A 13,794-nucleotide genomic window follows, 5' to 3' on the forward strand; every position below is an offset into this window, starting at 1 on the left:
AAGCAGGAAATATTTTTAAAGGTTTCACTCATCGCGAAGCGCAATCACAAGACCACTGCATGCGGCTAAATCAAATGTCAATGAACTGCAGCCCGACAAGCTGTGCGAGACTAAATGAAGATCAAAGTGATTCGCTTCAAGATACGCTTCACGCGTTCCCATCTCCTGCTCAAAACAAAGAGTAAAACGCAGTTCAGGATAGCTTAGTTTCAAGCTATCCAACGTGTGCTGATTGATGTCGGACTGTGCCTCAAGCTTGGCAACGATGTCCGACAATACCATCGGAGAAAGATGCGCAAGCTGCATGGGTGCAGAAGCCTCTATCGCTACATCACTCATAGCTCTCCTCCAGCTCCAATTGCGCAAACTCAACGGCACTCTTTTCGAAACCAAGGATTCGTTTCACCCATGGTGGTGGATTGGTTGCAATCACTTGCGAGAGTTCCTTCAACACGGCAGAAGCCTCTGCAGGCGCAGTTTTCTTGATGGGATGGATATTAGCGCGCGTAACACGAGCAGCGGCAGGCCCGCCAATCGAAAGCGTAAACAGCATATGGCAATCGCGGATTCTATCCAGCATTGCAATGGCTCGCTCCTCGCCTTTTTTCTCGGTTGGCATTTCACGCACTTCAATCAGTTGATGCTCGGTTGCATTGACTTCATATATTAAAACGCGCAAGCAGGAACCGTAGTGCCCATTGACCATCTCGCCTTGGTTTGATGTCAACGCCACGCGCAGTTTTGGTCCAGAGATAGGCGTTTGCGATGCGACTTCTGGAGCAGAAACATCACTGATTTCTGGATTACAAAGCACATGCAAAGCGTTGGAAACGTCTTTGCGAGTTGGTCCTGAACCTAATGAACCAACCATTAAACGAAAAGCCTTTGGAGACAAACCGACTAACTTCGTTTCAGTCAGAGGCTCACCAAGGTGCTGAATCAACAGCCCCAATAGCGAGCGCAGTTCGATATTGGGCAACGACTTAGACGCTAAAGCAATGCGTATCGCCGCTTGGTCGGAAATGGTATTGTCCATCATCATATCGTCCTCCTAAATCACGCTGCTTGTAGCCGTCTGGCTTTTACCGTGATTGGCAACTTAGGTTTTGTTGCCATTGGGTCAATGTGATAGATCGCCCCGTTGGCTAAACGCACTTCACCACCCCATTTGCTGTCGCTATCAAACTCAAAGTAAGTGATCACTTCTTCTAAGTCTTTCTTTGGTAAGTAAAGTGAAAGCGCACCATTTTCGTTGTACTGAATCATTACATTCGCCATAACTTTTCCCTCTGTTAGGCTGATAAAGAAAGGCCGACAGAACACTCCGTCGGCCATTGTCACTAGCGAACCAAGTCAAAACCAAGGTCAGTTTTGCCTAAGTCGCTTGTTTCACGATCCAGCTTCGCCAGAACCTCGTTCACCAAAGTGGTTAAGATGGTCATTGCACCTTCATAGCCGAGAGTAGACTGGCGATGAAGATGATGGCGGTCGAAAATTGGGAAACCGATACGAACCAAAGGAACTTCAAACTCAGGACCTTTCGCTTTGGTATCACGTTCGATGAACTTGCCGTATGAGTTACCAATCAATAGATCCGGTTTGTCAGTAAACATCAGAGAACGTAAGTGCCATAAGTCTTTACCCATGAACACTTCTGCGTTTTGACCATATGGCGTTTCAGCAAGCTGAGCTTCCATTTGTTTGCGCCAACGCTTCGCACCGTTGTTACAAAGCACATGCTTAATTTCGCAACCAAGCTCGGTTAGGAACTTACACATACCCAATAGGTAATCAGGATCACCGTACAGTGAAACTGTCACGCCGTGCAGCCAAGTGTGAGAGTCAGTCATCATATCCACAAGACGACCACGCTCTTTGGTGATTGACTCAGGAATAGGTTTGCCTGTGACTTCAGATACTTTCATGATGAAATTATCTGTCCACTCCAATCCCATAGGGATGTTGAGTGCTGGCACGTCTTGATTCCAAGTACCTTCAATGAATTTCTTCGTTTTCACAAGTTGATCAGGTTGAAGTAAGAAAGTTGCTTTAGAATTCGGTGCATCTTTAACTTCTTCGACTGGCGTACCGCCTGAATACATACGGTATTCACCGTCTGCTGGGGTATCCAATACTTCTGATGGGTCGCAAAGGAAAGAGTATTCCACCTTCATGTCGTCCAACATACGACGAATGACACGGTAGTTACCAAGATAGGTTTCGAATCCAGGAACAATGTTAATTTTGCCATTGCTTCCAGCCACTTTGCCTTCCATTCCATTGCTAGTGAAATAGCGCAGAATGCCTTCGAACATGTTATCCCATCCAGTAACATGGCTACCCACAAACGAAGGTGTGTGTGCAAATGGAACCGGTAAATCCGCTGGAATATGTTCATTGTGTTTGGCGTTATTGATGAAAGCATTTAAGTCGTCACCGATAACTTCCGCCATACACGTGGTAGAGACTGCTATCACTTCAGGTTTGTACAAGGCGTAGGCGTTTTTAAGTCCGTCAAACATGTTCTCCTGACCACCAAACACCGCTGCGTCTTCTGTCATTGAGTCAGAAACACACGCAATTGGCTCTTTAAAGTGGCGGTTGAAATAAGAACGGAAGTAAGCCACACAACCTTGTGAACCGTGCACGTAAGGAAGTGTTTTTTCGAAACCAAGAGAACACAAAACACTGCCTAATGGCTGACACGCTTTCGCAGGGTCAATCGTAATGTGCTTACGGGCAAAGTTAATCTCTTGGTATTCTTTCGTTGTTGTCCATTCAAAGGTTTCGCGAACCTTCTTAGCATCAACGGCATTTTCAAAAGTTGCGCGCTTGTTAGCCATCAACTCTTGATACTCTGGTTGCTGAAATAGCGCATAACCAGTTTTAATGTCTTCAACTTTTTGAGTCATGAGTATTCTCCTACCGTGCCACTAATCTGTGAACGCCGGCTCGGGTTACATTAATTGGAAATCCTTTCCAACTCACTTTAAGCAGATTTAGCTAGCGCTTCGTCTGATGCTTCTTCCAACCAAGGTGCTTTCATGCTCTTCCAGCATGGGTTGTTCAGCGTTAAATCCATGTCGCGTGCGAAGATAGCGAAACCATCGACACCGTGATAAGGACCGGAATAATCCCAGCTGTGCATTTGGCGGAATGGGTAACCCATTTTCTGGAAGACATATTTCTCTTTCACACCAGAACCAATCAAATCTGGGTTCAAGCGTTTAACGAACTCTTCCAACTCATAGGCACTGGCATCATCGAATAGCAAGGTTGAATCTTTGACATCTGGCGTGGTTTTCACGTAGTCATCGTTATGAGCAAACTCATAACCTGCACCGACGATTTCCATACCCAAATCTTCGTACGCACCAATGATGTGACGAGGACGCAAACCACCGACATAAAGCATCACAGTCTTGCCTTCTAGGCGTGGGCGATATTTATCAATTACCGCTTGCCATTGCTGACGATACTTCGCGATCACTTCTTCAGTCTGCTGCTTAATTTTGTCATCAAAGAATGCGGCAATCTTACGCATAGACTCTTCGATCTTGGTTGGACCGAATAGGTTGTACTCAACCCAAGGAATGCCGTTTTTCTCTTCCATGTAACGCACGATGTAGTTCATTGAGCGGTAACAGTGGACAAGGTTTAACGCCACTTTTGGTGTGTTTTTCATCTCAGGTAATGTGCCATCACCTGACCATTGAGCCACAACGCGCAGACCCATATCTTCGAGGATGATGCGAGAAGACCAAGCATCGCCACCGATGTTGTAGTCACCGATGATTGCCACATCGTAAGGTGTGGATTCAATGGTGCTCTCTTGTTCGGCATCCAACACATAGTCACGAATAGTATCGTTCGCAATGTGGTGACCCAACGATTGAGACACGCCGCGGAAACCTTCACAACGTACAGGCACAATGGTTTTGCCCGTTTCAGCACTCTTTGTTTTCGCTACCGCTTCGATATCGTCACCAATCAGACCCACTGGACACTCTGATTGAATCGAGATGCCTTTCGATAGCGGGAACAATGACTCAAGCTCATCAATAGCAGCAGAGAGTTTTTTGTCGCCACCGAATACGATGTCACGCTCTTGGAAGTCAGTGGTAAAGTTCAACGTACCAAAAGAGTCGATGCCCGTTGTACCTGAGTAGTAGTTACGACGACCAGCACGAGAGTACTGACCACAACCGATAGGACCGTGAGAAATGTGAATCATATCTTTCACAGGTCCCCACACTACCCCTTTTGAACCTGCATACGCACAGCCACGAACCGTCATAACACCTGGCAGTGTTTTACGGTTTGAAGTGATACAAGTGCCTTCAGCAGAGCTATCACTGATCGCAATGTGCTTCTTGCGATCTTCACGCGCTTTCTCAGGATAGACATCTAAAACCTCGTCTATCAGCGCCTGCTTTTGTTCTTTGTTCATAGACATAAGTGAATCCTCATTGTCTTTAAGCAAATAAGAAGAATCAGTGCTTAACTTACGCTGTTAGCTCTGCCGCTGTTTTACCGATGATTGACTCGTCTTCTTCTTCAAGAATACCGAATTCCATCAATAGCTCTTCCAGCTCATCCATTGTTACTGGCGTTGGAATAACAAACATTTGGTTGTTGATGATCTTAGAGGCAAGTGAGCGATACTCGTCCGCTTGTTTGCAAGTTGGGTCGTATTCGATAACGGTCATACGACGAATTTCAGCGCGTTGTACGATGTTGTCACGAGGTACAAAGTGAATCATCTGCGTACCGATTTTCTCAGCCAGTGCCATGATGAGTTCATCTTCACGGTCTGTGTTACGAGAGTTACAAATTAGACCCGCAAGACGCACACTACCGGTCGCTGCATATTTGCAGATACCTTTAGAGATGTTGTTTGCAGCGTACATTGCCATCATCTCACCAGAACATACGATGTAGATTTCTTGCGCTTTGTTTTCACGAATTGGCATCGCGAAACCACCACACACAACGTCACCCAATACGTCGTAGAAAACGAAATCTAGGTCATCTTCATACGCGCCTTCTTCTTCGAGGAAGTTGATTGCTGTGATAACACCGCGACCGGCACAACCTACACCTGGCTCTGGACCGCCTGATTCAACACAGCGAACATCGCCATAACCGACTTTCAATACATCTTCTAATTCGATGTCTTCAACCGTACCGGCTTCCGCTGCCATTTCCATGATGGTGTTTTGTGCTTTTGAGTGCAGGATGAGACGAGTTGAGTCCGCTTTAGGGTCACAACCGATAATCATTACTTTCTTACCTGCTTCAGCCAGAGCTGCCACTAAGTTCTGAGTGGTAGTGGACTTGCCGATGCCGCCTTTTCCGTAAATTGCACATTGACGAATTGCCATGGTCTATCTCCTTGTTAAATTAGACTCACGGTCGTTATTGCGAGATCTGTACCATCAGAAAATCAACGATTTTTCAATCAATTAGCAATTAGTGTTAGAAGCAACAATCAAACATTGTCTGCTTTACAACAAGCCTTTGTCGGCTGATTGTTCTAGGGGGGAATAGTACAAGCGACTAATAGTACGAGGAGCTAAATGCGCGGTGGGATGGTTAGAAAAGTCAGTTTCGAAGGTCTTTAAAAGACAAAAGGCGCATTCAGCGCCTTTATATATTGGTCGGGTTCTAACTATCGAATCAAGAAACGATTGAGAAGATACAAAATCGATTTACGATGACTTAGTATCCAAGAACTGCGCGGCAATTTACTCCACGAACGCACCACCGTTTTAGCATGGGTAAAGGTCTTGAAACCTTCAACTCCGTGATAATGCCCCATACCAGAATCTCCAATACCACCGAATGGTGCTGAATCTGCAGCAACATGCATCAAGGTATCATTGATACACATACCGCCACTGTGCGTGTGCTTGAGAACATATTCAGCAATGTCGTTGTCGTCTGTCATTAGGTATAGAGCTAAAGGACGAGAATGAGAGTTCACTCTTTCAAGTGCTTGTTCAATGGTTTTATAACCAATGACGGGTAAGATTGGACCAAAGATTTCATTTTGCATCAGCCACATATCGTCAGTGACGTTAGTCACTAGACTTGGCACCATCTGTGTGGCTTTCAGTTCAACCGACTGTTTTACAGTGTAAATCTGCGCACCTTTCTGTTTGGCATCGTCAAGATAGCCTTGCAGACGCTCTAACTGAGCTTGATTAATGATACCCGCACAATCCAATACGCCATGTTTGTTGATAAAACGTTTAGCAAAACGCTTCAGATACAATTCAACAAACTGCTCAACCTTCTCTTCTGGTAGCATTACATAGTCTGGAGCAATGCAAATCTGCCCAGAGTTAATCGCTTTGCCTTGCATGATGTTGTCAATGCTACGCACTAAGTCTGCATCCGGAGCGATAATCGCCGGTGATTTACCACCCAGCTCAAGGGTTACCGGAGTTAAGTTTTTCGCCGCAGATTGCGCCACGATTTTACCTACCGGAGTTGACCCTGTGAAAAGCAAATGGTCAAACGGCAAAGAGCTAAAAGCAGTGGCGATGGTTAAATCCCCTTCAATACACACTGCAATATCACCTAACGAACTGATAATTCGTGTCAGTACCTTGTTGGTTGCAGGCGTGTATTCACTAAACTTAATCATCGCTTGGTTGCCCGCCGCGATAGCAGTAACAAGCGGAGACAAACTCAGCATGGCAGGGAAGTTCCAAGGAACCACAATTCCAATTACACCTAAAGGTTGATAATGCACTTGAACTTTCGACGGCAAAACCAACAAACCGGCGTGTCGGCGCGATGGCTTCATCCATTTTTTAAGGTGCTTTAGGGTGTACTTAATCTGATTAATAACTGGCAATAAATCACAAAACGTACTGTCAAAATGAGGTCGGAAGCCAAAGTCTGAACTGAGAGCTTCTACTAAGGCTTTTTTCTCTTTTAACAAGGCAGTTTTTAACGCTGATAGACGTTGCAGCCTCTGATCTAAGCTTGGTGAAGGGTTATTAGCGTATTGAAGGCGAAGACGGCTGTATTGCGCATGCAGTACTTCTAGCTCAGTTACTTGCAGTTTTTTCCATTGAGCTTCTACAGCGGATACTCGGTTCATAATATCTCCTACCAGTCCGTGTTATAACGTGGACAGAAGTTCTGGGTTGATGCCAAAACTTGTCTTGTGTTCTTCAATCACAAACTCACTTCTTGTCTGAATTACGCCCGGCAGTGTGCCGAGTCGTCCGGACATAAACGCTTGGTAAGCTTTCATGTCTTTTACGCGAACTTTAATCATGGTGTCGAAATCACCCGATAGAGAATAACAAGATTCAATCTCGGGAATATCTTCCACTGCACGAGCGAAGCGTTCAAAAATAGAAAAACAGGTTTGGTCTAAACGAATATGAATAAACACTTGCACATCTAAACCTAACTTCTCTGGATTTAATTCCGCGTGATAGCCTTTGATGTACCCTTCTTTTTCAAGTCTCTTAACTCGGTCAGAACAAGGTGATGTGGTGAGGTTCACTAACTTTGCCAGTTCAACCACTGGCAGTCTGCCTTTAGTATGTAAAATGCGTAGGATTTGTTGATCCACACGGTCTAGATTCATAGCCCAATACTTTTTCAGGAGTTATTGCGCCATACAATACTGGCTAATAACAGCGGGATGAACCTCATCATTATGTGTTGTGAGCATAGTCACAATCAAAAACAAAGGGCATCAGATGATGCCCTTTATTCACGAGAAAATTCTTAGTTTCATTTTTAATCAGCAAGAGACATTTAAACCTTAACGGTATTCGCCCCAGAGAACTCATTACTGGAAACGACCAGCTTATGGTTGCATTCACGACAAAACATCTGCTGTTCCATCTGATAGTAATGTTCGCCGTTTAAAAGTTTCGAAAGAAATGCATTAACGGCTTGCCAACTTGATTCTGATTCCGCTGTACAACGTCTCATAACAACTTTGTGCTGTGTAGTTTTACGGCAACAGTTACAAAACGCTTCTGGCATAACGGGATCCTCTCTTATTGACTAAAATGAAAAACTCGGTGCTTATTTAATCACTTTCGAGCAAACACTCAAATATTTCATTTCGAAATGTGACAAATGTCCAATTCATCCTACATACACTCTAAGTTTATTCTGCTACTGAACGTTTCAATCAGTGACAAAAAAGCCCCACAGTGTGGGGCTTTCAGTGCAATATTAATGTTTGAAACCTAGTCTAGGTCAACCAATTGCTTTTTGTAGGTTTGGTACTGTGATTTCACCGCTTGTTCTGGTTCACCAGTCAGTAAGCTTACAACCACGATAGCGATGGTAGACAGGATGATTCCCGGTACGATTTCGTACACGTCATACCAACCACCAGAAAGCTGTTTCCACACTACGATAGTCACACCACCAACAATGATACCCGCTAGAGCACCATTACGGTTCATGCGAGACCAGTACAGACTCAGTACTAGCGCAGGACCAAATGCCGCACCGAAACCAGCCCAAGCGTAAGATACCAGGCCCAGTACTGAACTGTCTGGCGTCATTGCTAAGATAAGCGCAATAACAGATAGGATGATTACCGCTAGGCGACCTACTCGCACAATCTCTTCTGAGCTTGCGTCAGTTTTAAATACCTGTTTGTAGAAGTCTTCAGCCAGTGCAGAAGAAGAAACAAGTAACTGAGAGTCTGCAGTACTCATGATCGCAGCAAGAATCGCAGCCAGAAGAATACCAGCGATAACTGGGTGGAATAGCGCGTTAACAAGTAGCATGAAGATTTTCTCGCCATCTTCAAGCTGAAGCGTGCCATGGTTGGTTACGTATACCAATCCAACAAAACCAACTAATAGAGCGCCAAACATTGAAAGACCAGTCCACGCAACGGCAATACGGCGTGCAGCGGTCAGATCTTTATTCGAACGTGATGCTTTGAAACGAGCCAAGATATGTGGCTGACCAAAGTAACCTAGCCCCCAAGCAACCAGAGAAATGATTGCGATTGCAGACAGTGGCTTACCGTCAATACCATTCCAAAGAGTCAGAAGTTCAGGGTTAATTGTCGTTAGCTCAGAGTTCAGTTTACCGAAGCCACCATCAAGTGCTGCAAACGGCACGATCAAAAGAGCTGCTGCCATCAATAGACCTTGAACCAAGTCAGTCCAAGATACAGCAAGGAAGCCACCAAACAATGTGTATGAAACCACACAAATTGTTCCGATAACTACCGCGATGGTGTAATCAATGCCAAATACGGTTTCAAACAATTTACCACCAGCAACAAGACCAGAGCTGGTGTAGAAAAGGAAAAATAGAAGGATAAAGAAGGCTGAAATCGTTTGAATTAGCTTAGATTTGTCATTGAAACGACGAGATAAGAATTCAGGTAGTGTTAGCGCATCCGTTGTTACACTGTACGTACGCAGACGTTTTGCAACCAATAACCAGTTAGCCCAAGTACCTACTAATAGGCCACCAGCTAACCAGAAAGCTTCAAAACCGGCAGCGTAAGCGTAGCCAGGTAAACCAAGTAGCAACCATCCACTCATATCAGATGCACCCGCTGATAACGCTGCAGGCCAAGGGCCTAAAGAGCGGCCACCTAGGAAATAATCCGATGAGCTTTTCGTTCGCTGATATGCGTAAACACCAATCGCTAACATCAAAATGAGGTAGACGATAAAGGTGGTCGTAATAGCAAAGCTATTTTCCATTATGTTGAGTCCTCTAAATATAAATTATCTTCCATGCCCCCCTCAAAGGGAGGGGGGAGAGATAAAAGATCTAAGGTCTGAAAGATCTTTTACGGCCATCAGACCTAATGAGATTCGCTCCCAAGCTCAAGCAAGGTTGCGTTACCACCCACTGCTGTAATATTGATTGTACGAGTACGTTCGGTAATAAAGCGCAGTGATAGGTGTGGATCGTATGCCACAGGTAGGGCATCCAAATCCGTTTCTGATACCAAGCTAACGATAGCGCCTGTGCGTTTTGCCAGTTCACGGTTAAGACGACGCTCAACCGATGTTTTACCGACATAACCTACAGCGCGAACATCCGACTCTATCAACTGGTGATGAGCATCAAATGTCGCGAATTGCAAAACGTTTGCTGGCATTGTTGACTGCTCGAAAGCAGCCTTTAATGCTGTAAATAATTCAGCATCATCGCTACAAAATACTGCGCTGTTACCCGCAACTAATGCAGCCGTTAACTGAGCAATTACAGCTTGTTTCGCAGTATAGCTACTGTCATCTTGAATGATCAGAGCGACACCACGACCCGCTGTATACAGCTCGTTAGTTTCTCCTGTCGGGCCAATAAGTTGGTGCGTATGCGCCAACAATGTTGAAGCCTGTTGAAGATGGTAAGAAATCACTTTCGCTAATTGAGGCGAAATGTTTTCTAAATTTGATTTCAATGAAAGTAAACACTCACATTTAGAATCAAAACTTGTCAGATTCCAGTTTTCCCAAGCCGAAAAAGCGTCAGAAAAACGAGTTACTTGATGAACCATGTTTGGTCTCCTTCGCCTAATCGATTAACAGTACTGAACTTTAGAAAAACGGTATAAGTAGTGTGGGCCACCCGCTTTCGGACCTGTGCCCGACAAGCCTTGTCCACCGAATGGTTGAACGCCAACCACAGCACCTACTTGGTCACGGTTGATGTAGCAGTTACCTACTCGAGCGTGTTTTTCAATCCAGCGATAAGTTGTTTCGTTACGGCTATGGATACCCATAGTAAGACCAAATCCAGTTTGGTTAATTTGATTAACCACATCCGCCAGTTCATTCGCTTTGAAGCGAACAATGTGCAGAACCGGACCAAATTTTTCTTCGGTCAGACATGAAATGTCTGCAATCTCAAACGCGGTAGGAGCGACAAAGTCACCGTGTTGACACGCTTCGCTTAGGTTTAGCTGTGCCACCTTCTTCTGTGTTTTGGTCATGTGTTCGATATGATCAAGCAAAGTTTGCTTTGCTTTAGCATCAATAACAGGACCAACATCTGTGGTGTGCAGATAAGGCAGACCAATCGACAGCTCTTGCATCGCACCTTGAATCAAGGTGGTAATACGATCTGCGATGTCTTGCTGAACGAAAAGCACACGAAGTGCTGAACAACGTTGACCCGCTGAAGCAAATGCAGAGCGCAGAGCATCACGAACCACTTGCTCTGGAAGAGCAGTACTGTCAACGATCATTGCGTTCTGACCACCGGTTTCTGCGATAAATGGAACAGGATCTGCATCGCGCTCAGCCAGTGTTTGGTTGATACGTTGTGCCGTTGCGGTTGAACCTGTAAACGCAACGCCAGCAATGCTTGGATGCGACGTTAACGCACTACCAATTTCTGCACCTTTACCAGGAAGAAGTTGAATAACGCCCGCAGGGAAACCCGCTTCAAGCATCAATTCAACCGCACGAACAGCGATTAAACTGGTTTGTTCTGCAGGTTTTGCTACAACCGTGTTCCCTGCCACCAACGCCGCAGAGATTTGGCCTAGGAAAATAGCCAGAGGGAAGTTCCAAGGGCTGATGCAAACAAACACACCACGACCTTCACGGCGTACTTTACGCTCTTCACCATCAAAACCATCAACCGTGAACTCACCTAAACAATCCACTTGTTTGGCGTAGTAACGGCAGAAATCAACTGCTTCGCGAACTTCATCAATGCTATCGTGAATGGTTTTACCCGCTTCGTGATGACAGATTGCTACTAGCTCAGCCAGATTTGCTTCTAATAGATCCGCAAGCTTGTCTAATTTTTCGCTACGAACAGATGCTGGTTCTTGATTCCAGCTAGCAAATGCTGCTTGCGCAGATTCGATCGCTTCGGAAACATGATCATGGGAAGCAAAGTACGCTTGACCCACTTCGATACGACGATCATATGGCGCTGTGACCACTACAGGTTTAACACCATCCTTGATCATGCTTTCGATCTTTGAACTGCCATTGATGATTGGCGCAGCCTTCCACTGATGACCAATGAATGACTCCACCTGTTTTTCAAATGGTGCCGCTTCACTTTCGATATCAATGTTCACACCGTATGAGTTACGACGCTCAGCAAAGATCGCTGGTGGCAATGGAATTTGAGTATTATTAAACGTTTCAAACTCTAGCAGCATGTCCACTGGGTGCTGAGTCAACGAAGAAATCGGACAACGAGCATCCACCAAACGGTGAACGAATGAGCTGTTTGCACCGTTTTCTAGTAAACGACGAACAAGGTAAGGCAACAGATCTTTGTGGCTACCAACCGGAGCATAAATACGAACCGATTGCTTATACGCTGCCATTGCATGGTTGTACAACGCATCGCCCATGCCGTGAAGACGTTGGAATTCGAAATCTTTGTGCTTCGCCATCACCGCAATAGAAGTCACGGTTTGCGCGTTATGGCTAGCAAATTGTGGGAACAAATTGCCGCGTACTGACTCACTCAAAAGGAAACGAGCACAAGCTAAGTACGCAACATCGGTCGACTCTTTACGAGTGTAAACAGGGTAACCAGTGTAACCTGCTTGTTGAGACCATTTGATCTCACTATCCCAATACGCACCTTTAACTAGACGAACAGGTATTAAGTCACCCTGATCTTTTGCAAGCGCAGTTAACCAAACTAGAACAGGAAGAGCACGTTTTGAGTAAGCTTGGATTACTAGGCCAAACTTGCCCCAACCTTTTACAAGTTCACTACGGTAAACTTTTTCAAACAGTTCAAGAGAAAGTTCTAAACGGTCTGCTTCTTCCGCATCAATCGTGATAGCAACATCAAGCTCAATCGCTTTCTCAAGCAATTGTATTAACGTTTGGTACAACTCACTCATTACTCGATCGCGGTTTGCTACTTCGTAACGAGGGTGTAGAGCAGAAAGCTTGATAGAAATAGACGGTGCAGGACTGGTATCTAAACCATATTTGTCACGACCAACAGCTTCAATTGCCGTTAAGTAGTCTTGGCAATACTTTTTCGCATCTGCTGTCGTTAGCGCGGCTTCACCCAACATATCAAATGAGTAGGTAAAACCTTTGTCGCGCATCTTGCGACCATTTTTTTGCGCTTCAGCAATGTTACGACCAAGAACAAACTGGTGTCCCATGATCTTCATCGCTTGATGCATTGCTTTACGAATAACAGGCTCAGTCAACTTGTTAACTAAACGGTTAACCGCTTGGATTGGACTGGTGCTTTCTACATCAGAAAGGCCAATCACTTTACCTGTAAACATTAAGCCCCATGTTGAAGCATTAACGAATACAGAATCTGAATTCTTTAGGTGTGACTTCCAATCTGCAACACCCAGACGGTCTTTAATAAACGCATCCGCAGTTTGTGCATCTGGAATACGCATCAAAGCTTCAGCAAGGCACATCAATAAGATGCCTTCTTGCGTATCTAAGCTGTACTCAAGCAGAAGTGCATCAATCATTTGGATCGATTGCTTATCTTTACGAATGGTCTCGATAAGCTCGGTTGTCTTAACCGCTATCGCTGACTTTTCATCTTCCGTTGGGGTTGCTAGGGGTAAAAGTTCCTTTAGCCATTGGGATTCGTCCACCATATAAAGTGGCGAGATCTGCGACCATAATTTGCTAAGCGGTTGCTCTACAAATTCGGCTTTCAACACATCAGTTGCTGTAAACACGCGTTTTCCTCAATCTCATACCCGTATATCCAATCCGGGCTTCCTACAATGGCTGCAGTGTATTTTGAGCGCGCGAGGATTACTTGTCAAAAACTCCGAGCTTTTTGCCAAAAACTTGGTTTATTAAC

At 45.0% G+C, this 13,794-nt stretch carries 12 protein-coding genes; all 12 read right to left on the minus strand.

Going from position 1 to position 13,794, the window contains the following annotated elements; genetic code table 11:
* Positions 1–24 precede the first annotated feature (24 nt).
* Positions 25–339 carry a DUF6129 family protein gene (locus tag ACOSVQ_RS15135; protein WP_165313369.1) on the minus strand — a complete coding sequence of 105 codons (315 nt, stop codon included), beginning with the start codon at positions 337–339 and terminating at the stop codon, positions 25–27.
* Positions 332–1,042, minus strand: coding sequence for a NifB/NifX family molybdenum-iron cluster-binding protein (locus tag ACOSVQ_RS15140; protein WP_491983336.1), 711 nt, complete (start codon positions 1,040–1,042; stop codon positions 332–334). The genes ACOSVQ_RS15135 and ACOSVQ_RS15140 overlap by 8 nt, the downstream gene beginning before the upstream one ends.
* A 14-nt stretch (positions 1,043–1,056) precedes the next feature.
* Complete coding sequence (nifT, locus tag ACOSVQ_RS15145; RefSeq protein ID WP_102939849.1) at positions 1,057–1,278, minus strand: putative nitrogen fixation protein NifT; 222 nt, start codon at positions 1,276–1,278, stop codon at positions 1,057–1,059.
* 62 nt (positions 1,279–1,340) lie between these two features.
* Positions 1,341–2,912 carry a nitrogenase molybdenum-iron protein subunit beta gene (gene nifK / locus ACOSVQ_RS15150; protein ID WP_491983337.1) on the minus strand — a complete coding sequence of 524 codons (1,572 nt, stop codon included), beginning with the start codon at positions 2,910–2,912 and terminating at the stop codon, positions 1,341–1,343.
* 77 nt (positions 2,913–2,989) lie between these two features.
* A complete protein-coding gene (gene nifD / locus ACOSVQ_RS15155) occupies positions 2,990–4,456 on the minus strand; it encodes a nitrogenase molybdenum-iron protein alpha chain (protein WP_491983338.1) in 1,467 nt (488 codons plus the stop codon).
* Between the two features lie 49 nt (positions 4,457–4,505).
* The gene (gene nifH, locus ACOSVQ_RS15160; protein WP_102939852.1) at positions 4,506–5,384 is read right to left on the minus strand and encodes a nitrogenase iron protein; all 879 of its coding nucleotides are present in this window, start codon (positions 5,382–5,384) and stop codon (positions 4,506–4,508) included.
* 287 nt (positions 5,385–5,671) lie between these two features.
* Positions 5,672–7,114 (minus strand): coniferyl aldehyde dehydrogenase, encoded by a 1,443-nt coding sequence (locus ACOSVQ_RS15165; protein WP_491983340.1) that lies wholly within the window; start codon positions 7,112–7,114, stop codon positions 5,672–5,674.
* A gap of 21 nt (positions 7,115–7,135) precedes the next feature.
* Entirely contained in the window at positions 7,136–7,612 is a 477-nt protein-coding gene (locus ACOSVQ_RS15170; protein ID WP_042479512.1) for an Lrp/AsnC family transcriptional regulator, read from the minus strand.
* A gap of 173 nt (positions 7,613–7,785) precedes the next feature.
* Entirely contained in the window at positions 7,786–8,019 is a 234-nt protein-coding gene (locus tag ACOSVQ_RS15175) for a hypothetical protein (protein WP_491983341.1), read from the minus strand.
* A gap of 209 nt (positions 8,020–8,228) precedes the next feature.
* On the minus strand, positions 8,229–9,719 hold the full coding sequence (gene putP, locus ACOSVQ_RS15180) for a sodium/proline symporter PutP (protein ID WP_491983342.1): 1,491 nt from the start codon (positions 9,717–9,719) through the stop codon (positions 8,229–8,231).
* 104 nt (positions 9,720–9,823) lie between these two features.
* Positions 9,824–10,522, minus strand: coding sequence for a 1-pyrroline-5-carboxylate dehydrogenase (locus ACOSVQ_RS15185; RefSeq protein WP_491983343.1), 699 nt, complete (start codon positions 10,520–10,522; stop codon positions 9,824–9,826).
* Positions 10,523–10,546: 24 nt separating this feature from the next.
* Positions 10,547–13,666 carry a bifunctional proline dehydrogenase/L-glutamate gamma-semialdehyde dehydrogenase PutA gene (gene putA, locus ACOSVQ_RS15190; protein WP_491983344.1) on the minus strand — a complete coding sequence of 1,040 codons (3,120 nt, stop codon included), beginning with the start codon at positions 13,664–13,666 and terminating at the stop codon, positions 10,547–10,549.
* Positions 13,667–13,794 lie beyond the last annotated feature (128 nt).

This window comes from Vibrio sp. HM8-C, assembly GCF_058630515.1.

Bases quoted from the DNA above. Each gene is read 5' to 3' on its own strand.
- ACOSVQ_RS15135 (WP_165313369.1), bottom strand. From the start codon at position 339: ATGAGTGATGTAGCGATAGAGGCTTCTGCACCCATGCAGCTTGCGCAT.
- ACOSVQ_RS15140 (WP_491983336.1), bottom strand. From the start codon at position 1,042: ATGATGATGGACAATACCATTTCCGACCAAGCGGCGATACGCATTGCT.
- nifT (WP_102939849.1), bottom strand. From the start codon at position 1,278: ATGGCGAATGTAATGATTCAGTACAACGAAAATGGTGCGCTTTCACTT.
- nifK (WP_491983337.1), bottom strand. From the start codon at position 2,912: ATGACTCAAAAAGTTGAAGACATTAAAACTGGTTATGCGCTATTTCAG.
- nifD (WP_491983338.1), bottom strand. From the start codon at position 4,456: ATGTCTATGAACAAAGAACAAAAGCAGGCGCTGATAGACGAGGTTTTA.
- nifH (WP_102939852.1), bottom strand. From the start codon at position 5,384: ATGGCAATTCGTCAATGTGCAATTTACGGAAAAGGCGGCATCGGCAAG.
- ACOSVQ_RS15165 (WP_491983340.1), bottom strand. From the start codon at position 7,114: ATGAACCGAGTATCCGCTGTAGAAGCTCAATGGAAAAAACTGCAAGTA.
- ACOSVQ_RS15170 (WP_042479512.1), bottom strand. From the start codon at position 7,612: ATGAATCTAGACCGTGTGGATCAACAAATCCTACGCATTTTACATACT.
- ACOSVQ_RS15175 (WP_491983341.1), bottom strand. From the start codon at position 8,019: ATGCCAGAAGCGTTTTGTAACTGTTGCCGTAAAACTACACAGCACAAA.
- putP (WP_491983342.1), bottom strand. From the start codon at position 9,719: ATGGAAAATAGCTTTGCTATTACGACCACCTTTATCGTCTACCTCATT.
- ACOSVQ_RS15185 (WP_491983343.1), bottom strand. From the start codon at position 10,522: ATGGTTCATCAAGTAACTCGTTTTTCTGACGCTTTTTCGGCTTGGGAA.